Source organism: Clostridium sp. AF27-5AA (assembly GCF_003478415.1).
Lineage (GTDB): Bacteria > Bacillota > Clostridia > Lachnospirales > Lachnospiraceae > Otoolea > Otoolea fessa.
Genome location: NZ_QUFH01000003.1, coordinates 147,385 through 171,376, shown reverse-complemented (window position 1 = coordinate 171,376; position 23,992 = coordinate 147,385). Strand labels below are relative to the sequence as shown.

Here is a 23,992-nt window from a genome sequence, read left to right as displayed (position 1 = left end):
AAACAGGAGGAGGTACAAGATGGAAGAGGGAAATAATGCAAACAATACAAACAATACAAACATGTCAAACAATTCAACCCCGCTAAACCCGGCAGAGGCAGCGGCGCAGGCGCTTACGGCCGCATCTGACACAGCGGATGGAACCAGTGCAGGCGGATCCGCTGGTGCTGGCGGCGGAATCGGTGGAAATGCTGCAGGCGGCAGTGACGGTGGCAGAACGGGCGGAAATGGTTCCGGCAGGAAGAAATGGCTCATTCCAGCCGGAGCAGCCGCAGCGGTGGCCGTGATCGGCGGCGGTGTGATGCTCAGCCATCAGGCAGATCCGAAGGACACAGTGATCGATGCGTTCAAGAGTATCACGGCGGAAGGGCAGTTAAATCCGTCTGAGGAGATCTTTGGGACGAAAGAGCTGGAAGACCTTTTACAGAAGGGATCTGCGCAGACGGGTATGGAGTTAAGCATGACAGGTATTTTCGATGAATCCCTGAACCAGATGAGCGGTGCGGGCATCGGTCTGGATGTGAAGCGCGATGTGGACAGCGGACGGCAGCTGCTAAATCTTTCCTTGCAGTATGGCGGCGGAGAATTGGCGGACGCACAGCTTTACATGGATGATACACAGATCATGGCGGCGATTCCGGCACTTTCCAGCCGTATGTTTACCCTTGACTATGTCAATGATCTGGAAGGACAGCTCATTAATTCTCCGTATGCGGCGCAGAAGCTCGAAGAGCAGGGGATTGATATTGAGGGGCTGGCAAATTATCTGGGACAGTACAAGGAAGCGCTTTCGGACGAGGAGCCGATGATGGATCTGAAAGCACTCTGGAACCGCTACAAAGAGGGAAGCAAGGCGATTGATGACCTCAAAACGGCTATGACCGTCACTAAGAATGACAAAAAAGAGTTTACGATCGACGGACAGAGCGAGAATTGCCGCGGTTACCATGTGACTCTGCCGAAGGATGCGCTGATTCGCTTTGCAAAGACGACGAGAGAATTTTTCCTGAATGATGAGACACTCAAACAGGATGTGGTGCGCTATCTGGAACTGGCAGGCGACGCAAGCAGCATCTATGCAGCGGACGGGGACGGAGAGAGCGTGGATCCGGAGGAACAGCAGAAGGAACTCTGGGCGCAGGCGGAAGCGGTGCTGGACAATCTGGTAGAGGAAATGGAAAATACCATCGGGGATGTGACGATGGATGTCTATGTGAGAAAAGACGGCAAAATGGCTGGATTTTCCTATGAGACGGATGCAACGGTTGAGGAAGAAAATGTCCGTTTTTACGGCGATGTTTCCTTTGGCGGCGGTTACAACATGCTGTCGAATGTGAATGGGGCGTTAAATATTGAGGATTCGGACGGTCAGATTATCACGGTTTCCCTGGATAAAACAAGCGCTTACGAGGCTGGAAAGAGCTGGAGTGGTCAGGTAATTGCGACCCTGCAAGGCGACGAAGAGAAATACCAGTTTATCCTGGATGGCGACTATCAGATCGCGGACGGAAGCTATGAGGTAAAGCTGGATCTGCAGAGTAACGGTGCGTCTCAGGCGTCGCTCACGACGAATGGCGCGGTCAGCGACCTTTCAAAGGGCGAGAGCGTCCATATCGATATGGATTCCCTGCGTCTGGAAACTACATTGTTAAATGGAAGCAGTTCTTATGTTGAATTTGCCGGTTCCTATTATGTCAACCCGCTGGAGGATGAGATCGTGCAGCCGGACGGCGTTCCATTTGATGTGCTGGCTTCCTCCGAGGAGGATTATAACCAGGTCACAACGGAGATAACAGGCAACCTGTTCGCAATTCTCCTGAAAGTCATGTCATAGGCGGCGGAAAATGCGAACATATATGATATATCTGCTGCTGACCGGAAAGCGCCTGCTCCGCCAGCTGCCGTATTTTCTGGCAGGGCTGGCGGTGATGGTGCTGCTCGTCGGCATGGCGGCATTTTCGGCGTCTAAGGTTTTATATGGGGAAACATCTTTAAAGAAAATCGAGGTGGGCGTGGTGCTTCCGGAGGACGATGCGCTTTCGGAAAAGATAACCAAAATGATTGCCTCGCTGGACAGCGTGGAAAGTCTCTGCGACTTTTCGTATCTGGAACACGATGAAGCGTTTCAAAAGATGAAAAGCGGGGAGCTTCAAGCGGTTTTCGAGGTGCCGTCCGGCATGGCGCGCGGCATTTTGGACGGTACGAACCAGCCCGCCACGATCTGGTTTCCGGATGAGAGCGGGCTGGAAGGCGCCGTTTTCCGGGAGCTGGCGGAGTCGGGCAGTTCGATGCTTGGCACTTCGCAGGCGGCGATCTACGCGGCAAATGAATGTTTAAATATCCAGGGAGTGCCGGAACAGATTTCGGTGTCTGAACAGGATTTGAACCGTATCTTTTTAAAATATGCGATGAACCGCGAGGCACTTTTCCGGAAGAAAACGGTCAGCGCTGCAGGGAATGTATCGACGGCGGTCTTTTATGGAATTTCGGGGATTGTATTTCTGATGATTCTTACCGGAATCCCGGCAGCACCGTTTCTGGCTCCCCAGACGGAGGCGCTGGAACAGGGGCTTCGGCGCATCGGGATCCGGCGGTGGTATCCGCTTTTCTGCAAATGCTTGTGCATGACGCTTCTTCTGATGGCAGTCACGGCGGGCGGCTATGGCTGGGCGGTGCAGAAGGGATATGCGCTGGCGGGGCGGGAAGAACTGGCGGCGTGGGGGCTGACCTGCGCGGCAGTTTCGGCGTGGATTCTGCTGTTTTATGAGGTGTGCAGAAGTTCGGCAGCGGCGATTTTGACGTTGTTTGCGGTCAATGTGGTATTTCTCTTTCTGGCGGGCGGCATCATCCCGTCCGTCTTTCTGCCGGAACTGGTTCAGAAAGTCGGAAATATGACGGTGACGGCGCTCTGGATGGATGGAATCCGCTTTATTGCTTCGGGCGAGGAGACAGGGGCGGTTTCGGTGCTGTGGAAACTGGCTGCGGCGGCATTGGCATGCTTTGCACTGGCGCTTGCCGCCGGAAAAAGGAGGGATTGACGGATGCGGAAGCTGGCGTGGTGGTTCTGTATGTTTGGAATGACGCTGCGGCGGGCTCTTTACCGCCCGGTGTTCCTCCTGTTTCTTCTGATCTTTCCATTGGGAATGGGCGTGCTCCATCAGGTGGAAAAACGGGATTCCGGGCGGATCGCGGTGGCGCTCTGCCCGGGAACGGATGCGTGGAATCAGGCGCTTGCAGAAAGACTGGAATCGGAAGAGAGCCGTTCATTTTTCTTTTATCCGTGCGGGACGGAGGAAGAGGCAAAGAAGGCGGTTATGACCGGACGGGCGGAGTGCGCCTACCTGTTTCCAGAGAGATTAAAAGAACGGCTGGACGAGGGGCATTATACCCGTGCGGTCCGCGTGCTGGTGTCGCCGTCCACGGTGGCAGAGAAAATTATATCAGAAAAGATATTTTCTGAACTGTTCGAGGTGTATGGGCGGGAACTGCTGGCAGACTATGGGAAAAATGGAGCGGCATTCCAGACGGTGATGGCGCGCTGCCAGACGACGGAGGCGCGGGAAAAGGCGTGCGGCGTGCTGATGAAACTCTATGAAAAATACCGCAGCAACGGAAGCACCTTTACCTTTGATTATCAGACCTTACAGGGAGGAACGGCACTGCAGACAGGGGCGATGAAGGTGGTCTTTCCGGTGCGCGGGCTGACGGCGGTTTTCCTTTTTATCATGGGGCTGGCGGCAGCTGTCATGGCGGGCGAGGATGCAGAGCGCGGGCTTTATGCGGCGGTCCGGAGCCGGGAGCGGTGGCTGCTGCAGACGGCGGAGATCGCGGCATTTGTCTTTTTAGCATCCATTTCGGCCTATGCGGCGCTTCTGGCGTCGGGAAATGGGGCAGAGCCGCTTTTAGAGGCGGGAAAGCTGCTTTTTTATCTCTTCTTCGTGACCATGTATGCCTTTGGATGCCTGGCAGTCTGCCGGAAGCCGGGATTTCTGGCGGCGCTGATTCCGGTGTTTATCCTTGCGAGCCTCCTGCTCTGCCCGATCTTTTTTGACGCTTCAGTCTTTTTGCCGGGAGCCGCGGGTATGCGAAAGCTGCTGCCGCCGTGGTGGTATCTGAGCGGCATTTTCGGTTTCCAAAGTGTCTACCCGTGAACAATTACTTTTTTACAACGTTTTTTTGGATAACTTCGATAAAAAGATTGCTATTTTTTCATTCAATTATTATAATAAAAAGAGACATCCGGTATCGAGCATCAATCTGCCGGATGTTTTCATGCGAGAAAATCAGGAGAGGAGTGAACACAATGGAAAGCCGGAGTCATAAGGCGGAATCAGACGGCAGCTACCCAGAACCGAAGGCAGCGTACACATGCATTTGCAGGAATGACAGCTGCAAACAGCGGATTCCTTGTGTACACTGCCGCATCTGTGGATAAGTTTCCGGCATTCTGCCTGTGTGCAGGAGCAGGAAGGGAGCAGCCTGTCCGATTTCCAAAATGACAATATTTTGGAAGGAGACGGGAATGTTAGAAGAAGAGAAGAAAGAAGAGCTGCTGGCTCTGCTGTCCGGGAAGAAGTACCGGGAGCTGAAAAGCCAGCTGGTCGAGATGAATGAGGTGGATATTGCCTCATTTATCGAAGAATTGGATTCAGAAAAGACGGTCGTTGTATTCCGTATGCTGCCGAAAGAGCTGGCATCGGAGGTATTTGCCTGTCTGGAAGTCGAACAGCAGCAGCACATCATTACCAGTATTACGGATAATGAGCTGCGTGCCATCATTGACGACCTGTATGTCGATGATGCGGTCGATATGCTGGAGGAGCTGCCGGCGACGATCGTGCGGCGCGTACTTCAGAACTCCAGCCCGGATACGAGAAAACTGATCAACCAGTTCCTCAATTACCCGGAAAACAGCGCCGGAAGCGTCATGACGGCGGAGTACGTGGGACTCAAGAAAAATATGACGGTGGAGCAGGCATTTGATTATATCCGGAAATATGGTGTGGACAAGGAGACGATTTACACCTGCTACGTCATGGATGAAAAACGCCGCTTAGAGGGCGTTGTGACGGTCAAGGATCTTCTGATGAATGATTATGCGGCGCTCATGGGCGATATCATGGATCCGCATGTGATCAAGGCGTATACGACGGAAGACCAGGAAAAGGTCGTGGAGACGTTCAATGAGTACAACCTCTTGAGTTTACCGGTTGTGGACGGCGAAGACCGTCTGGTCGGCATCATCACGGTCGATGATGTCATGGATGTCATGGAGCAGGAGGCGACGGAGGACTTCGAGAAGATGGCGGCGATGCTGCCGAGTGAGAAGCCGTACCTGAAGACGGGCGTGTTCCAGCTTGCGAGAAATCGTATTCCGTGGCTGATGATCCTGATGTTGAGCAGTATGGTGACCGGCGGTATTTTGTTAAAATATGAGAATGCCTTTTCGGTAATTCCGCTTTTGGTTACGTTTATTCCGATGCTGATGGATACGGGCGGAAACTCCGGCAGCCAGGCGAGCACGATGATCATCCGTGGTATGGCGGTCGGCGAGGTAGAACCGGCGGATATTCTGAAAGTTATGTGGAAAGAAATCCGCGTGGGAATGCTCTGTGGACTTTCTCTGGCGCTTGTCAATTTCGTGCGCCTGATGATCCAGTATCCGGGGCAGGTACTCATCTGCCTGACGGTAGTTATCAGCCTGTTCTGCACGGTTATCATCGCGAAGACGATCGGATGTGTGCTTCCGATTGCGGCGAAGACGATCCATCTCGACCCGGCGATCATGGCGTCGCCGATGATCACGACGATCGTGGATGCGTGCAGCCTGATGATTTATTTCCAGCTGGCGTGCCATCTGCTGAATATGAAGGCGTGATATAAATTACCTGCCTGCTGGCCCATGTTTTCGTATGGTCAGCGCAGTAAATGCGCAGACTTACGGAACAGTTACTTTATTTTATAATTCCAATATTTTAATTATTTCTAGGAAAGGAAAAACTGTTTGGAACATAAGCTTCCAGACAGCCGTGTGAAAAGTATGACAAAGATCAGAACCAGATACGCACCGAGCCCGACAGGCAAAATGCATGTAGGAAACTTAAGAACTGCATTATACGCATACCTGATTGCAAAACATGAGGGCGGCGATTTTATCCTGCGAATCGAGGATACCGATCAGGAGCGTTTCGTTGAAGGCGCGACCGAGATCATTTACAATACGATGCGCGATACCGGACTGAAGCATGACGAAGGTCCGGACATCGGAGGTCCGGTTGGCCCGTATGTACAGAGCGACCGTCAGAAACAGGGCATCTACATGGAATATGCGAAGAAGCTGATCGATAAAGGCGAAGCTTATTACTGTTTCTGCGATCAGGAACGCTTAAACAGCTTAAAGAGAGAAGTAAACGGCGAAGAGATCATGACCTATGATAAGCACTGCCTGCACCTTTCCAAGGAAGAGGTAGAGGCAAACTTAAAGGCAGGAAAGCCGTTTGTCATCCGTCAGAACAATCCGACCGAGGGAAAGACTACCTTCCACGATGAGATTTACGGAGATATTTCCGTAGATAACTCCGAGCTGGATGATATGGTTTTAATCAAATCGGATGGATTCCCGACCTACAATTTCGCAAATGTGGTGGACGATCATTTACAGCAGATCACCCATGTAGTCCGCGGTAACGAGTACCTGTCTTCTTCACCGAAGTACAACCGTCTGTACGACGCATTCGGATGGAAGGTTCCGGTTTATGTGCACTGCCCGACCATCACGAACGAGGAGCACAAGAAGCTGAGCAAGCGAAGCGGTCATTCTTCCTATCAGGATCTGATCGATCAGGGCTTCGTTTCCGAGGCAGTTGTCAACTTCGTTGCCCTGCTTGGCTGGTCACCGGAAAATAATCAGGAGATTTTCTCCTTAGACGAGCTGGTAAAAGAGTTCAACTACAAGAATATCAGCAAATCTCCGGCTGTTTTCGATATGGTAAAACTGAAATGGATGAACGGCGAGTACATCAAGGCGATGGATTTTGATAAGTTCTATGAGATGGCAGAGCCGTACATCAAGAAAGTAATCACCAAGGATCTGGCTCTGAAGAAGATCGCGGCGATGGTTAAGACGAGAATCGAGATTTTCCCGGATATCGAGGGACACATCGATTTCTTTGAGACACTGCCGGAGTATGATCCGCAGATGTATGTTCACAAGAAGATGAAGACCAATCTGGAGACATCCTTAAAGGTATTAAAAGATGTTCTGCCGATTCTGGAAGCACAGGAAGATTACTCCAACGACGCCCTGTACGCGGCGCTGTCCGAGTATGTATCCAAAGAGGGCGTTAAGACCGGCTTTGTAATGTGGCCGATCCGTACCGCTGTATCCGGCAAGCAGATGACGCCGGCAGGCGCGACCGAGATCATGGAAGTGCTTGGCAAGGAGGAGTCGATCAGCCGTATCAAGAAGGGGATTGAACTTCTGGAGGCACAGCAGTAGGCTGTCGTAACCGTCGATGTTCGACTTGAAGCAAGTTTGGCTTCGCAGATTAAATCAGTAGGTAGTAAATAAACAACTGCTTTTTCATGTATCGTAGATGCATGAAAAGCAGTGAAAAGGTGCGCTTTGTGAGAAATACATTCCAAGGCGCACTTTTCTTACATTTGTACTTGACAGATTTGCTTCAGATGCGCGGCAGAAGGATGTCTTGCACATCAAAATGCGAATTTCGAAGCAAATATGCCGAGATATTCTTGAATTGTGGAGTAAGGAAACAGGAAATGGCATTCAGTAAAGCACAGACACAGGCAATCATGCATAAAGATGGTCCCATGATGGTTCTGGCGGGACCGGGATCAGGGAAAACAACGGTGATCACCCATCGGGTCCAGTATCTGACGAAGGAGTACGGAATCGATCCGGGGGATATTCTTGTGATTACCTTTACCCGGGCAGCAGCCGAGGAGATGCGGGAGCGGTATGAAGCATTGACCGGCGGCGGCTCCAGAGTCACCTTCGGTACTTTTCATTCGATCTTTTTTAGGATCTTAAAGCTGGCATACCGATATACCGCTGACAATATTGTCCGGGAAGAGCAGCAGATGCAGTTTGTCCGGGAGCTGGCTCAGGCCGGAGGTCTGGAGCCGGAGGATGAAAATGAGTTTGCAGCCTCCATTTTAAGTGAGATAAGCTCTGTCAAGGGAGAGAGGATTGCACTGGAACATTACTATTCCAAAAACTGTCCGGATACAGTTTTCCGTCAGCTCTATGCGGGCTATGAAGAGAAAATGCGCCGGGCCGGACTCATCGATTTCGATGACATGATGGTGCTGTGTCTGGAACTTTTTACGGAAAGAAAAGATATCCTGTCTGCCTGGCAGAGGAGGTATCGGTACATCCTGATTGATGAGTTTCAGGACATCAACCGACTTCAATATGAGATCGTGCGGATGTTAGCCAAGCCGGAAGATAATCTTTTTATCGTGGGCGATGATGATCAGTCGATTTACCGGTTTCGTGGGGCCAAACCGGAGATTATGCTGGGGTTTGAGCGGGATTATCCGGGTGCCGGACGGATTCTTCTGGATGTGAATTACCGAAGCACCGAGGAGATCGTGGCACCGGCATTGCGGCTGATCGGAGAAAACCAGAAACGTTTTTCAAAGGCCATCCATACAACGGGACGGCATGGGAAGAACGTGATCACGAAGCTCTGGCAGGATCCGGGGGAAGAAAATCTGGCCATTGCCAGGGAGATACAGCTGTATCTGCAGTCGGGAGTGCGGCCGGGGGATATCGCAGTTTTATACCGGACCAATGCTGGTCCTCGTTTTCTGATGGAAAAGCTGATGGAATACAACCTTCCCTTCCGGACAAGGGATACGGTGCCGAACCTCTATGAACACTGGATTTCGCGAAATATCCTGACCTATATCCGGATCGCCATGGGAAGCCGGGTGCGGGAAGATATTTTGCAGGTCATCAACCGTCCGAAGCGTTATATCAGCCGGGATGCGATGCCGGATGAGACGGTTTCGTTCGAGAAGATGAAGGCATTCTATGCGGAGAAAGACTGGATTGCCGAGCGGATCGAGAGTCTGGAAGGGGATCTGCGGGCGATCGCCCGGATGTCACCTCTGGCAGCCGTCAATTATATCCGCCAGGGCATGGGATACGATGAATATCTGATCGAGTATGCGGCATTCCGGCGGATGCGGCCGGAGGAACTTTTAGAGACTGCCGATGAGTTAAAAGAAAGTGCGGCGGGTTTCAAGACCTTTGACGAGTGGTTTGCACACATCGAGGCGTACAAGGAGGAACTGCTCCGGCAGGCGGCGCAGCGGCGGACGGAGACGGATGCGATCACGCTGGCGACGATGCACAGCGCCAAGGGGCTGGAATTTCCCATTGTCTATATTCTCGATGCCAATGAGGGCATCACACCGCACAGCCGCGCGATGCTGGACGAGGATATGGAGGAAGAACGACGTCTGTTCTATGTGGCAATGACGCGTGCAAAGACCCGGCTGCATGTATATGCGGTGCGGGAGAGGTACCATAAAAAGGCGGAAGTATCGCGGTTTGTGTGGGAGTATCTGGGGCGGGATGGAGATAGCAGGTAACGAAATTCACAATGAAAATCGGGAAATCATATAAATGACGGTATTAAACATATATTGTGTACGGTTTATTGACATTTTTTGAAAATTGTTTAATAATAACATCATGAGAATTAATCTTCATGGGCGTCAAAATAGATGAAAGGTAAACAGAGAGGAGATGGGAGAATGAAAGGTATACGAAGGGCAGCAGCGGTGTGTCTGACAATGACATTGGCAGTATCGACATTATTTGGAAATACAGCATGGGCGGATATGCCGCAGAAGACGGAGAGGAAAAAATGTGTTCATGTGCATACCGAGGAGTGCTACGGCGAGCCGGATGAGGAAGCGACCTCGTCCCAGATAGGAGAAGAGCCGACGGAATGTACCCACGTCTGCACTGTAGAAAGCGGATGCATACGGAATACAGCCGCGTCTTCCGGTACGAACGAGGACGATTCTGAAACCGGGCCGGATGATGAAGAAACCAACGATCAGAAGGATTCTGCTGACAAAGCAGAGGATGACGAGAAACAGGAGGATGCACCTTCCGTCAGTACACCATCGGATATGGAAGATACGACAGTTCCAGGCGGAACAGTGATACCGGCTGTGAAGTCCCAGATCTTCTCCTGGTCCTGGTATGATCCGGAAGAGAACCTGCTGGATGGAAAATTAGAGCTTAGCGGAGTTACCTAGGAAGCCCAGCCATCCTTCGAAGAAGTCACGGAGTACTTACCAGAGGCTATTGTTGCCCAGGTCGGAGAAGAAAGCGAAGCTGGTAAAGAGGAAAAACTTTCGATCACTGGCTGGAGCTGTAACGAGTATGTGCAGGATGAAGAAGGCCGCTGGCCGCTGGAAGGCACCTATGAGTTTGCAGCAGAGCTGCCGGAGGCATATGAACTGGCGGAAGATGCAGAGGCGCTGGTGGTGGAAGTATCTGTGACAGGAGACCAGGCGGCATTGACGGTATATAATCCTAATAATGTTGTGTTAAATGTAAATTTTGAAAAAGGGGAACCTTCTAAAGGCCTTGCCTATGATGAGAGTGGGTTTTCTAGTCTTAACAACAACGTAATGAATTTATTGAACGATCGCGGTATAGAGGTTACTAATTCAGGAGAAAATAGCTTTCAATTAAGAATGACGAATGCTACTACCATACAGAACCTTGAGTTAAGCCGGGGAACATGGGAGATAGTATTAAATGGAAGCAATGTATTAGAGGGAAAAGGAAAAGGTGTTGGAGGAGTTGGCCTCAAAATTAAGGAAAATGTAAGAGCGACGATTAAGGAAGGAACAGCACCCGCTTCTTTGACAGCTAAGAATTCTCCAACGACAGGAACAAGTAGGGATGGATCCAGCGGAATAGCAGTCGAAGGTAACTTGACGATAGAAAGTGGAACGATAGAAGCAACTGCCGATGGGGGAGAAAATAGCGCTTCATTCTCAGGGGGCATTGTTGTGGGAAGCAATGGAACTTTAAATATTAACGGAGGCGCTGTTACTGCTGCGGGAACAGGCAAGAATGGCGTGTTTGTCCGTGGAAATTTCCGGATGAAGGGTGGATCATTAACGGCAACTGGAAGTAGGAAACCCGGAATTGAGAATGAGGGTACTTTTGAACTTTTAGGTGGAACAATTTCAACAAAATCTAATAGTGGTGGAATAGGATTTTTGCAGGGGCTTGGATCTGTAACGATCAAAGCCAACGAACTGAATACGGATCGATTAAACATTACTGGAAATAGTTCCTTCACTGTTGCAAGAGGCGGAAAGGTAACCTCTGAAAGTACGATAATTAATAGTGGCACACTTACCAATGAAGGAGAATTTGTTTCAAACGGTCCATTTGTAAAAGAAGAAAACGGAAGATTTATCAATAACGGTACAATCAGCGGAACCGGAAGTCTACCCGATGGTGTAAAGCAGATTCCAGATACAATTACAGTTCGTAAAACGGAAATAATTGCAGATTATCGCAACAATATGTTGATCGATGTTCCAAGCCTTGCGGGTATTCATCAACCGGATAGGGCCGGAAACCTGCAATATGAACTTGCTGAATATACAGGAAGTGATAAAGGAGAAGGAACGATTGACAAGGAATCGGGTCAGTTGAAGGTGGACAGGGCTGGTGTATTTAAAATCGAGGTGAATACACAGGAAAGTGGATTCTATAAAGCCGGAGAAAATCCGGTTTGTATAACATTGACTGTTAATAAAGCAAAGTTTCCTGATTCCTGGAACTTGAGCGTAACGGCTGCCAGCGATGAATATAGGGGAGCCCAAGGATATCCGGCAGCTTTCATTAGCGCAAGTGGCATTCCTAGTGGTGCAAGGTATGAATATCAGCTGAAGAGTACAAGTAGTACGGATGATTTACAAGAAGATCAGTGGAAGTCGGAGTGTCCGAAGATTGTGAATGTAGCAGAGTCGGGTCAGTTTGTATTTGTAAGAGTGACAGTAGATAATTACAAGTCGAAGGTATTTTGCTCTGGCAACCCAACGAGTATTATCAAACGGAGGTTTGCAGATACAAAAGTAACACTCGAACCAGAGACCGTCATTTATAATGGTCAATCCTGGAGCCCGGAGATCAAAGTGGTTGAGAACTGGCAGGGAGCTTCCGAAGATGAAGTGGATAAGGCGGATTATACAATCAAAGATTGGACATATTGGACAGGAACTGATAATAGGATAGTTAAAGAGCGAAAAGATGCTGGAACATACACTGTCCATCTGTTGGGACAGGGAAATTATAAGAATGAATCGAATACAGCTATATTTACAATCGACAAGTGTAAATTAAATGCACGGATAACAGGAGGCTCTTTCGATAAAGTCTATGATGGAACGACAGATATTACGGAGGAGCAGAATTTATCCGTTCAGCTTTACAGTGATTCCGGCACTCCTGATTCTCAGGATGTTCGTGCTGACCAGGTGAATTTGGCATATCAGAGTGCGGATGTTGGAGAGCACAATATTGAGGCGGCAAATATCACGTTAGCAGGTGACAATGCAAAGAATTATGAGCTGACAGAAAATAGCGCATCCATTAAAGGCAGCATCATAGCACGTGATTTTGCATCCATGACTGTGTCGGCAGATCCGCTTACCTACAATGGTACCGAACAGAAGCCGCAGATCCATGCATCTGTGGAAACCGGTCTTTCAAATGTGAGTCCGGATGCAGTAGTATTTACTTATTCTAAGAATGGAGTGGATTATCAGAGTGAGATCCCAGGCTTTACCGATGCGGGAACCTATCAGGTATATGTGAAAGCTTCGATGGCCAATTTCAATGATGCGGTAAAAACAGTCGATGTGACGATTCAGCAAGCGTCTTCAAACTCAGGCAGTCATTCAGGCGGCGGAAAAGGCAGCGGCGGAAAAGGCAGCAGTGGAAAAGGCAGTAGTGGAAAAAGCAGCAGCGGAAGTTCCGGTACAGTAACCAAAGATAGCCAGAAAGGCTACCGCAGCGAGGAGCAGGGGGTTATCACCGGTGCATCGAATCAGGCAGTGAATGACGGTTACAGCCATTGGATGAAGGATGCCCGAGGCTGGTGGCTCCGCTACAGTGACGGCACCTGGCCTATGGGCAATACCGGTGCATTCCATTGGGAAAAAGTCAACGGCAGATGGTGGGCATTTGGCGCTGATGGATATCTGAGTACCGGTTGGCTCTATGACACCCTGTACCAGGGATGGTTCTATATGGACGAAAACCAGGGTATGCTTACAGGATGGCAGTTCATCAATGGAAAATGGTATTACCTGAATCCGAGTCACGACGGCAGTGCCGGCATCATGTATTCAAACCGCCGGACACCGGACGGCTGGTACGTGAAAGAAGACGGCAGCTGGGATGAAGAAGCGGGAAGATAATAGGAAAAAGAGTTATTTAAAGCGGTTGATCGGGAGGTCAGCCGCTTTTCTTTGCTCATATTGAGGTCTTAAAAATTGAAAAACGGTCACCAGAATTTGTAGGAAATGATAGGTGGTTGTTTGCTCAGTTTTTTGGAATATAGATGATTTTGTCACAGGTGAAAAGCTCTTCCCCCCTCTGTTTCGCGTTTCATATCCGATATATTTACAATTCCCATCCAACTGACTATAATAAAGAATGCCCGTTTGTCTGCAAAGGCGCGGAACCATATCCATCTGCATCAGGGCGATATGACAGAAAAATGAACTTAAAAGAATGGAAGAAAGAACAATGGATGTAATTGAAAAATTTGGAAATAGGGTGAGCAGCCAGGCGCTTAAGGATCCGGAAAAAGCGCGTCGGCTGCTTCTTGCGGGATACCGCCTGCAGGAAAAGAAGCTTCAGTTTTTGCCGGATCGGGGACTGCCGTCGTCGGGACAGTATGTGGCGCGGGTGGTTATGAAAAATATCATTCAGTCGCTGTCGGAACCGGAGAATGCGGCGATGGTCAGCATATTTGTGCCGGGAGAGCTGGTGATGGCGGCAGGGCTGACGCCGTACTCAGTGGAGGCGATGTCCTGTTTTATGGCGGGAACGAAGTGTGAGCAGACGTTTCTTCGGAAAACGGAGGAAGAAGGATTTCCGGAGACGATGTGTTCGTACCACAGGGTGTTTCTGGGGGCGGCGCTGACGGGGATTCTGCCAAAACCGAACTGCATGATTTATACGAACCTTGCGTGTGATGGAAATATGATGACGTTTCCGTATTTAAAGGATAAATTTGAATGTCCAGGCTTTTATATTGATGTTCCGTATGAGAAAAACCGGGAATCGGTTCTGTATGTGGCGGATCAGCTGCGGAAATTGAAACGGTTTCTGGAGGAGACGACGGACAGACGGATTTCGGAGGAAACAGTGCGGAGTGCGGTAGATAACAGCCGGAAAGCGGCGGCGAATTATAAAAAACAGCTTGCCCTGCGGTGTGCGCATGACCCGGTGACCTCTCTGACGAATGAATTGTATGCGCTTTTTATGTGCCATCTGATGGCTGGCTCAGAGACGGCGGTTACCTATACGGAAAAACTTCTGCGCGATGTGCGGATGTCACCGAGGGGAGATGGTCTTTCGGTAATCTGGATGCACATCATGCCATTTTTACAGGAGCCGGTTAAGGATATTTTTAATTATAGTAAGAAAATGCACATCCGCGCTTGTGATTTCATCGCAGATGGTTTTCAGGAGATGCATGCGGAAGACCCGTATGAGGCGATGGCAGAGAAAATGGTCTACTGCATTTACAACGGCAGTGTGAAACAGAGAATTGAGAAAGCGGAACGACTTGCCAGAATCACGGAATCGGATGGTGCTGTTTTATTTGCCCACTGGGGCTGTAAGGGAACGATCGGTGCATCCAGCCTGATTAAGCAGTCCTTAGAAAAGACAGGACTTCCGACGATGATTCTCGACGGTGACGGCTGCAACCCCGCCAATACCAGCGACGGTCAGGTATCGACGCGGCTTCAGGCGTTTGTGGAAATGCTGGAAAAGGGCAAGGAGGAGAAACACGCATGATTTATTACGTCTGTAAGTACACCCCGATCGAGCTGTTCCGGGGGTTTGGAGAAGAATGTTCTGTTTTGGAGGAAATGCCGGAAAATTTCGAACAGTCGGATCAGATTGCACATGCAAATCTGTGCGGCTTTGGAAAATCGGTCATTCAGGCAGTGCTGGAAGGAAAGGTTGAACAGCTGGTGCTGGTAAACTGCTGCGATTCGATGCGGCGCGTTTACGATATCGTGGAGAGCACGGGAAAATGTAAGTTTTTATATATGCTGGATCTGCCGCATGATGATAATGAATGTGAAAAAGTGAAATTTGCGGGTACGATCCGGAGGCTTAAAAAGGCATATGAGGCATATTCCGGGAAAGTGTTTGATAAACGCGCTTTTATCAAGTCCTTTATTACGCCGGAAATGAACACGGAGCCGTACATTGGTGTGCTGGGCGTGCGGGTCAGCGGCATTCTGGAGGATATGATCCGGGACAATATCCAGATGGATGTGGAAAATCTGACCTGTACGGGTGGTCGGAAACTGTCGGTCGTACAGGATGAAATGTGGAATATGGAGGAAGAGGAGCTGTTTCTTTCTTACGCGGACGTCCTGCTGGGACAGATGCCGTGTTTCCGCATGAACCGTTCGATCCGCAGAAACCGTCTGTATCTGGATCCGAATTTAAAGGGAATTATTTATCACACGATCAAGTTCTGTGATTATTATGGATTTGAGTATGCGAGTATCAAGCGGGATATCAAGGTTCCGCTCCTTAAGATTGAGACTGATTTTACGAGCCAGAGCGCGGGGCAGCTTTTGACGCGCATTCAGGCATTTGAGGAGACAATCGAGGGATCAGAGGATATGGATCCGGGAAAAGGTATCAGTGAGGAGGCAAGAAAGAAGATGGAGTCGGGCATTTTTTATGTAGCGGGAATCGACAGCGGTTCGACAAGTACGGATGTGGTCATACTGGATCAGGATGGAAAAATTAAATCGACGATGATTATTCCGACCGGCGGCGGTGCGATGATGAGCGCCGAGAAGAGTCTGGATCTGGCGATTGAGAAAGCGGGAATTAAGAAAGAGGAGATCGTGCGGATCGATACGACCGGATATGGACGATCCTACATTGACAGCGGGGATGACAGCATCACGGAGATTACCTGCCATGCCAAGGGCGCAAATTATCTGAATCCGAATGTCCGCACTATCATCGACATTGGCGGGCAGGATATCAAGGCGATCAGCATCGACGGGCAGGGAGCCGTGAAAAATTTCCTGATGAATGACAAATGTGCCGCCGGAACGGGACGTTTTCTGGAAATGATGGCGAAAACGCTGGGACTTTCCCTGGAGGAAATGAGTGTGAAAGGGCTGGAATGGAAGCATAATATCGTGATTTCCAGCATGTGTACGGTGTTTGCAGAGTCGGAGGTCGTGTCGCTGGTGGCACAGAATAAGGATGTGGCAGATATTATCCACGGTTTAAATGTGTCAGTTGCCTCAAAAGTCGGCGCGTTGGCAGCCCGCCTTGGAAAGGATCATCCAGGCGAATATATGATGACCGGCGGTGTAGCGAAGAACCAGGGTATCATCCAGGCATTGGAAGAGAAGCTTGGTGCTAAACTTTATATCTGTGATGAGGCGCAGCTCTGCGGTGCGCTGGGAGCGGCGCTATTTGCTTATGAGAAATGTAAAGGCAGTGCGGAGGAAACGCGATGAAGCGGCAGGGTTAAAACACTTGTATCGATATTTTCGTCAGATATTCACTGGGAGAGGCTGTGGCCAATTCGTCGATCACAGCCTCTTTATAAGAGTATTTGCCGGTTTTAAACTTGTGTTCATCGATCCAATCAAAGAGTTTTTCGTAGGTGTCTTTCGAGTCATAGTAATTTCCCATTAAGTAAGCAACTGCATAGGTTCCGGCCGGTTTTAAGTGATAGGGGTGATTTTTCGGTTTTGTTATAACTTTTGTGAAAAAATAAGCATAGGTATTCAGATGATTTTTTCGTAAATCTGCCACATCCAGCATGGCTCCATAAGGATGACCGGCATTTAGAGCGTGGGCATTGCAGTAACCGATGTGGCGGCAAAGAGCCTGGATGATTTTCTGATGGTCATCTGTATGAATCGGATCGCTGAGAATCAGATATTCTTCCGGTGTCGTCTCGAGAAAAATACGACCATTTTTATTTTCTGTATGGAAGAATAATTCATCTTCTGTGTATTCTGCCTGTTTCTGATTCAGTGATTCCTGGAGTGATACCAGGGATAATTTTATATGATTGGACTGTAAAGTGAATAAAAATCCAAGAATGCATCTACATTCTGAAATCAGAAATCAAATTAAAACATTATAATCTTCGATGCCTCGTTGGGAAGCCAAAGGGGTATTTTTTTACCCAATCAGGCTGTATAGGACACCTCATTTTTGATGTCTTTGGACGGTGCGGGAAGCATACTGATTGGAATCCTTATATCTATGGTATAGCTTTTTGCAATATAAAAAGACTTTACATATGGCTATAAAAATCAACTGTATTCCAAGCGGAACCTTCCCCCATTTTCTGGAACACGAAAAAGAAGAAACGCTTTCGGTCTATCTGGAGGCCGTCAAATGGGCGCTTCTGGAAGAATGAATATGTCCGAAAAAATGTTGGAATTATAATAATATTAACCGAAAAAATGTGATTTATAATAAAATAATGTCCGCAAAAATGCTGTTTAGCAATGGAAATATGCCCTGAAAAGTGTTAAGATAGAATACAGATGCTTTTGGATGTATATGTTGCGCAGGAGGTTTCTTAATGGAAAGAGAGCTGTTTACGAAACTGGAACGATGGATGAATAAAAAGAACAGAAAGCCGCTGATCATACAAGGAGCGCGCCAGGTCGGAAAAACCTGGATTATGAAGGAATTTGGATCCAGGTTCTATGAAAATACAGTCTATATCAATTTTGATAATAATAAAGCAATGAAGGATGTATTTGACCTAGACTTTGACTTAAAGCGGATCCTTTCTGCAATCAAAATTGAGTACGGAAAGAGTTTTCAGGCTGAAAATACATTGATTATTTTTGATGAGATCCAGGAAGCACCAAAGGCGCTGGCATCTTTAAAATATTTCTATGAGAATGCACCGCAGTATTCTATCATTGCAGCTGGTTCCCTGCTCGGTGTTGCATTACATCAGGGAACATCCTTTCCTGTTGGGAAAGTTGATTTTTTAAAATTATGTCCTATGAGCTTCAATGAATTCATTTTGGCAGTTGGTGAAAAGGGGTTGCATGAAGCGTTGAGGTCCCAAGATTATGAACTGATCAATGCATATGCCGGGAAATATACGGATTTGTTAAAAAAGTATTATTATGTGGGCGGAATGCCAGAAGTAGTCCAGACATATATTGATTCCGATGATCTATTTGAGGTACGTGAGATCCAAAACAATCTTCTGCAGTACTATGAAGAGGATTTTAGCAAACATGCGCCAAAGGAAGTTGTTCCGCGCATCATGATGGTCTGGAATTCGATTCCTTCCCAATTGGCTAAGGAAAATCGTAAGTTTATGTATGGAGCACTACGAGAGGGTGCACGGGCAAAAGATTTTGAACTTGCAATTCAGTGGTTGGAAGATGCAGGGTTAATCCTGAAAAGCTATAGAGTATCAAAGCCAGATATTCCACTGATTGCGTACATGGAAATGAACAGTTTTAAAATGTTCATGTTCGATGTGGGATTGTTAACAGCAAAGACCGGACTATCAGCAAGACTTCTATTGGAGGGAAGCCGGATCTTTGAAGAATTCAAGGGGGCACTTACGGAACAGTATGTTGCACAGGAGTTACACGCTGCAGGATATCCGCTTTATTATTTTGCAACAGCACGATCAACTGGAGAGATAGATTTTATGTTGCAGGGAGATTTAGACTGCGTTCCGATTGAGGTGAAGGCAGAACAGAATCTCCGTGCCAGGAGTTTGAGGGCATTTTGCGATAAATATAAGCCGGGCATGGCGATTCGTAGCAGTATGTCAAATTATAAGCAGGAAGACTGGCTGACAAATGTTCCGTTATATATGCTTGCGGAATATTTGAAAAGAACAATATATGTGGTAAGCTGATAACAATTTACCTCAAAACCAACGGGGTATTTTTTGTTCTGAATCAGACAATACAGAAGTTCGCGCTAAGCGAACTAATGAAATGGAGGTTCTGGAGTCCCTTCACGGCAATGTAGTATGTGCATTAGCTGCCGGAATCGGTGACTATGTGCGATGTACTCTCTTGGAATATAGCTATCATGATGGCCAGTTTTGGATTTTTACAGAAGGCGGCGAGAAGTTCATAGGACTTGAGAGGAATAAAAATGTCAGTCTTGCTGTCTTTGAAAAGCCCCCGGACTTTGGTGCGCTGAAAAGCGTACTGGTCATGGGAACGGCAAAGCTCATCGAGCCGATGTTATTTGAGGTTCCTGGATTTGATGAATATTCGGAAAACTTGATAAAAAGTTCGATGATAGGAGTTTGAAAAATTTCTTTCGGGAAAGAATCTGTTGCGGAAACGCGGGAAATACCGTATAATAATGCGGTCTGATCTGCACATATGCAACAGATTTGTCCGTAAAAAAATGAAAAATCAGAATTGTGCGTATTTCAGAAACAATTTTTTGCTGTAAGAGTGAAAAAAAGTTATGTAAACTGTCTGCAAAAAAATACTTGACAAGAATTTGTGTTTTTACGCTTACGGAGAAGAACAAAAAAGAACTAAAAAACAGCGATGAACACATCGCAAAAAATGAGAAATGTAGGTAAAAATAATTTTATGAGAAAATTAGCATTAAGTGATGAAATCCTTCTCAAGATCTCCCAGCCGGCGCGTTATATTGGCGGCGAGGTGAATATGGTGAAGAAGGATCCGTCGAAGGTAGCAGTCCGGTTTGCCATGTGCTTTCCGGACGTGTATGAGATCGGTATGTCCCATCTGGGCATCCAGATTCTTTATGATATGTTCAACCGCCGGGATGACGTTTACTGTGAGCGCGTTTATTCCCCGTGGATGGACTTAGATCCGATCATGCGGGAGCAGAAGATTCCGCTGTTTGCTGTTGAAAGCCAGGATCCGATCAAAAAATTTGACTTCCTTGGAATTACAATCCAGTACGAAATGTGCTACACCAATATTTTGCAGGTGCTGGAATTATCACAGATTCCGCTCCATGCAGAAGATCGTACCGAGGAGGATCCGATCGTTATCGGTGGCGGTCCGTGTACCTACAATCCGGAGCCGATCGCGCCGTTTTTTGATCTCTTCTATATGGGCGAGGGCGAGGTGGTTTATTTTGACCTGATCGACCGCTACAAGGAGATCAAGGCGCGCGGCGGCAGCCGGAAGGAATTTCTGGAGCAGGCGGCGCAGATTCCGGGTATCTATGTGCCGGGATTTTATGATGTGACATATAAAGAGGACGGCACGATCGAGGCGATGACGCCGAACAACCCGCACGCGCCGCAGACCGTTTCCAAGCAGCTTGTCATGGATATGAGCGATACCTGGTATCCGGAGAAGCCGGTGGTTCCGTATCTGCGCGCGACGCAGGACCGTGTGGTTCTTGAGATCATGCGCGGCTGTATTCGCGGATGCCGTTTCTGCCAGGCGGGCATGGTATACCGCCCGGTGCGCGAGCGCAGCCTGGAGGAACTGAAACGTCTGGCGCGGACGATGCTAAAGAGCACCGGACATGAGGAAATTTCGCTGAGTTCGTTGAGCTCCAGTGATTACACGAAGCTGGAGGGAATCGTCAATTTCCTGATCGACGAGTTTGACGGAAAGGGCGTCAATGTGTCCCTGCCGTCCCTGCGTATTGACGCATTTTCCCTCGACGTCATGAGCAAGGTGCAGGACGTGAAGAAGAGCAGCCTGACCTTTGCACCGGAGGCGGGATCCCAGCGTCTGCGTAACGTTATCAACAAGGGTCTGACCGAGGAAAATATTTTAAATGGTTCCGCCGAGGCGTTCAAGGGCGGCTGGAACCGCGTAAAGCTCTACTTCATGCTGGGACTTCCGACCGAGACGGTGGAAGATATGCAGGGCATTGCCGAGCTTTCGGAGAAGGTGGCGGAAGTGTACTATGACACGGTTCCGAAGGAACAGCGCCACGGCAAGGTGCAGGTAACCGCCAGCACCTCGTTCTTTGTGCCGAAGCCGTTTACCCCGTTCCAGTGGGCGCCGATGTGCACGAAAGAGCAGTTCTTAGAGCGTGCAAGCATCGTCAACCACCGCATGAAGGAGATGTTAAATAAGAAGAGTCTCCGCTATAACTGGCATGAGGCGGATGTGACCGTGCTGGAAGGTGTTTTGGCGCGCGGCGACCGCAAGGTGGCAGCTGTGATCGAGGAGGCATACCGCAAAGGTGCAATCTACGATTCCTGGTCAGAGTATTTCAACAATGATATCTGGATGAAGGCGTTTGAGACTTGCGGCGTGGACATTGATTTCTATACGACGCGTGAGCGAAGCCTTGATGAAGTGTTCCCGTGGGATTTCATCGATGCGGGTGTGACGAAGGATTTCTTGAAACGCGAGTGGGCGAACGCACAGGCGGAAACGGTAACGCCGAACTGCCGGATGCGCTGTTCGGGATGTGGTGTCCGTAAGTACGGCGGCGGAGTCTGTTTCGAAGAACGGGCATGAGGAAGGAGCGGTCATGAAGATACGAATTAAATTTCAAAAACAGGGAACGGTGCGTTTTATCGGTCATCTGGACGTGATGCGTTACTTCCAGAAGGTGATGCGCCGGGCGGAAGTGGATATCCGTTATAGCGAAGGATTCAGCCCGCACCAGATCATGTCGTTTGCGTCTCCGCTCAGCGTGGGGCTTATCAGCCATGCGGAGTATGTGGATATTGATGTCAATTCCAGCGGAAATTCGACCGGGATGGTGCGCCGCTTAAATGAGGTCAGCGCCGAGGGGCTGGAGGTGCTCAGCTACCGCGAGCTTCCGGAGACGGCAAAGAATGCGATGTCGCTGGTGGCAGCTGCTGATTACACATTCTGGTTTAAAGAGGGATTTGCACCGGAGGACGGCAGCAGTGTAGAAGAATTTTTCGGGAAATTCCTGACATTCTGCAAAAACGAGACAATTCCGTTTGTGAAGCAGACGAAAAAGGGCGAGAGAACCGTGGATCTGCGTCCGCTGATCTGTGAGGCGCGAATCGCGGAGCGGAAAGAGTATGTTCCGGCGATGGTCGCAGACTGGTATCCGGATCTGGAAAATGAGACGGTTGAGGAGGAAAAACAGGCAGAAGGAATCTGTGTCTTCCTGCGCCTCTTATCGGGCAGTGCGGCAAACGGAAAGCCGGAGCAGGTATTGCAGGCATTCTATGAGAGCCTGGGGCTGACCTACCGCCCGTTTGCTATTCAGGTCGAGCGCGAGGAGCTGTATGCGGACGAGGGCGCCGAGGGCGCACCGGAGTATGTGCCGCTTGAGGCGTATGGAGGCGAGATTGTGTAAATGCTTCAATGTTCATTAAGAGATGAAATGCGAAGCGCCAGCAAAATCCGGCTGCAGGTAGCACGAAGTGTGAATGGCAGCAAAAAATGAGAGGAGACGAAGAGTTTGGATCAGTTAATAGTGACAAAATGGAAGGATCGAAGCCTGACGGCGCTCCTCTCGGACGGGCACTGTCGGTCGCTGACGCTGGAATCTGGCGATGAAAGCCTGCTGGGGAATATTTACATCGGCAAGGTGAAAAATATGGTAAAAAACATCAACGCCGCGTTTATTGACCTCGGCGGTGGAAAAACCGGATATTTCAGCCTGGCGGAGAACCCGGTTCTGCTTTATACAGACGAGCTGAACCAGCTGTGTTCATTCGGATATTCTGGAAATTCTGAGAAGAAAGTAAGTCCACGGAAACTAAAAGCTGGAGACGAGCTTCTCGTCCAGGTGTCCCGCGACGCCCTGAAAACCAAGGATCCGTCCGTGACCTGCTGTCTGAATTTTCCGGGTACCTATATGGTTCTGACGGTTGGAAAACCGCAGATCGGATTTTCGGCAAAAATCAAGGATAATGCCTGGAAAGAGAAGGTGCGGGAGGAACTTCTGACACATAAGGATGAGCGTTTTGGACTGATTGTCCGGACGAATGGGGCGTCGGCTTCCATCGAAACACTCTGTGCCGAGACGGAGGCGCTGAAATCGCAGATGGAAAACCTGTTTGCGCGCGCGGCGTGCCGTACCTGCTATACCCTGTTAGAGCAGGGAACCCCGCCGTATATCCAGAGCCTGCGCGACGCGAAGAAAGGGACGCTTTCGGAGGTCATCACGGACGTGCCGGAGTATGCGGAGCGGATTGCGGCGTGGCTGGAGGAAGAGAAGGAAGAGGATAAGGAACAAAAAGAAAATCAGACCCAGGCAGATAAAAATGAAAGCATAAAACAGGCGGTTCCGAAATTGTCCCTATATACAGATGAGAACCTTCCATTAATGAAGCTGTACCGCCTGGAATCGGTGCTTAAAAGTGCATCGGATCGCCGTGTCTGGATGAAATCCGGTGGATATCTTGTGATTGAACCTACGGAAGCGTTGACAGTTATCGATGTCAATACGGGGAAATACACCGGCAAGAAGACACCGGCGGAGACCATTCTTAAGATTAATCTGGAGGCGGCGCATGAGGTGGCGCGCCAGCTTTCCCTGCGGAATCTTTCCGGTATTATTATTGTGGATTTTATCGATATGGAATCGAAAGAAGATCAGGAGACGCTGATGCGGACGCTCGGGGAAGAGCTTTCCCGTGACCCGGTCAAAACGATCCTGGTGGATATGACGCGGCTTGGGCTGGTGGAGATCACCCGCAAAAAGGTGCGTCGTCCGCTTCATGAGATTTTGTAGCGGTTGAATCAT

Annotated in this window: 16 protein-coding genes; 15 read left to right on the top strand and 1 reads right to left on the bottom strand. The window is 49.0% G+C overall.

Going from position 1 to position 23,992, the window contains the following annotated elements:
- Positions 1–19: 19 nt before the first annotated feature.
- From DWY89_RS05065 to DWY89_RS05020, 10 genes are all read left to right on the top strand, one after another.
- Positions 20–1,834 carry a zinc ribbon domain-containing protein gene (locus DWY89_RS05065; protein WP_118523251.1) on the top strand — a complete coding sequence of 605 codons (1,815 nt, stop codon included), beginning with the start codon at positions 20–22 and terminating at the stop codon, positions 1,832–1,834.
- A 10-nt stretch (positions 1,835–1,844) separates the two neighbouring features.
- Entirely contained in the window at positions 1,845–3,038 is a 1,194-nt protein-coding gene (locus DWY89_RS05060; RefSeq protein ID WP_118524460.1) for an ABC transporter permease, read from the top strand.
- A gap of 3 nt (positions 3,039–3,041) precedes the next feature.
- Complete coding sequence (locus DWY89_RS05055; RefSeq protein ID WP_118523248.1) at positions 3,042–4,151, top strand: hypothetical protein; 1,110 nt, start codon at positions 3,042–3,044, stop codon at positions 4,149–4,151.
- A 371-nt stretch (positions 4,152–4,522) separates the two neighbouring features.
- Entirely contained in the window at positions 4,523–5,878 is a 1,356-nt protein-coding gene (mgtE, locus tag DWY89_RS05050; RefSeq protein WP_118467208.1) for a magnesium transporter, read from the top strand.
- A 162-nt stretch (positions 5,879–6,040) separates the two neighbouring features.
- Positions 6,041–7,498 carry a glutamate--tRNA ligase gene (gene gltX, locus DWY89_RS05045; RefSeq protein ID WP_118523324.1) on the top strand — a complete coding sequence of 486 codons (1,458 nt, stop codon included), beginning with the start codon at positions 6,041–6,043 and terminating at the stop codon, positions 7,496–7,498.
- A 281-nt stretch (positions 7,499–7,779) separates the two neighbouring features.
- Complete coding sequence (locus DWY89_RS05040) at positions 7,780–9,621, top strand: ATP-dependent helicase (protein ID WP_118523247.1); 1,842 nt, start codon at positions 7,780–7,782, stop codon at positions 9,619–9,621.
- A 165-nt stretch (positions 9,622–9,786) separates the two neighbouring features.
- Complete coding sequence (locus tag DWY89_RS05035; RefSeq protein ID WP_118524459.1) at positions 9,787–10,299, top strand: hypothetical protein; 513 nt, start codon at positions 9,787–9,789, stop codon at positions 10,297–10,299.
- Between the two features lie 129 nt (positions 10,300–10,428).
- Entirely contained in the window at positions 10,429–13,491 is a 3,063-nt protein-coding gene (locus DWY89_RS05030; RefSeq protein WP_118524458.1) for a YDG domain-containing protein, read from the top strand.
- 331 nt (positions 13,492–13,822) lie between these two features.
- Entirely contained in the window at positions 13,823–15,103 is a 1,281-nt protein-coding gene (locus DWY89_RS05025; RefSeq protein WP_118523243.1) for a 2-hydroxyacyl-CoA dehydratase family protein, read from the top strand.
- A complete protein-coding gene (locus DWY89_RS05020) occupies positions 15,100–16,809 on the top strand; it encodes an acyl-CoA dehydratase activase (RefSeq protein WP_118471956.1) in 1,710 nt (569 codons plus the stop codon). Before DWY89_RS05025 ends, DWY89_RS05020 begins: the two co-directional genes overlap by 4 nt.
- Positions 16,810–16,819: 10 nt before the next feature.
- Here the strand turns inward: DWY89_RS05020 and DWY89_RS05015 are convergent, their stop codons facing one another.
- Positions 16,820–17,170, bottom strand: coding sequence for a GyrI-like domain-containing protein (locus DWY89_RS05015; RefSeq protein ID WP_279218422.1), 351 nt, complete (start codon positions 17,168–17,170; stop codon positions 16,820–16,822).
- A 724-nt stretch (positions 17,171–17,894) separates the two neighbouring features.
- Between DWY89_RS05015 and DWY89_RS05010 the strand changes: the two genes are divergently transcribed.
- The 5 genes from DWY89_RS05010 to DWY89_RS04990 all read left to right on the top strand — a co-directional run bounded on the left by DWY89_RS05010 (position 17,895) and on the right by DWY89_RS04990 (position 23,980).
- Entirely contained in the window at positions 17,895–19,208 is a 1,314-nt protein-coding gene (locus tag DWY89_RS05010; protein ID WP_118524457.1) for an ATP-binding protein, read from the top strand.
- An 82-nt stretch (positions 19,209–19,290) separates the two neighbouring features.
- On the top strand, positions 19,291–19,614 hold the full coding sequence (locus DWY89_RS05005) for a pyridoxamine 5'-phosphate oxidase family protein (RefSeq protein ID WP_118467244.1): 324 nt from the start codon (positions 19,291–19,293) through the stop codon (positions 19,612–19,614).
- 294 nt (positions 19,615–19,908) lie between these two features.
- Entirely contained in the window at positions 19,909–21,777 is a 1,869-nt protein-coding gene (locus tag DWY89_RS05000; RefSeq protein WP_107001291.1) for a TIGR03960 family B12-binding radical SAM protein, read from the top strand.
- Between the two features lie 13 nt (positions 21,778–21,790).
- Positions 21,791–22,597: a TIGR03936 family radical SAM-associated protein gene (locus tag DWY89_RS04995; RefSeq protein WP_118523241.1), complete on the top strand. Its 807-nt coding sequence runs from the start codon at positions 21,791–21,793 to the stop codon at positions 22,595–22,597.
- 105 nt (positions 22,598–22,702) lie between these two features.
- Positions 22,703–23,980: a ribonuclease E/G gene (locus DWY89_RS04990; RefSeq protein ID WP_118523240.1), complete on the top strand. Its 1,278-nt coding sequence runs from the start codon at positions 22,703–22,705 to the stop codon at positions 23,978–23,980.
- The last annotated feature ends 12 nt before the right edge of the window (positions 23,981–23,992 follow it).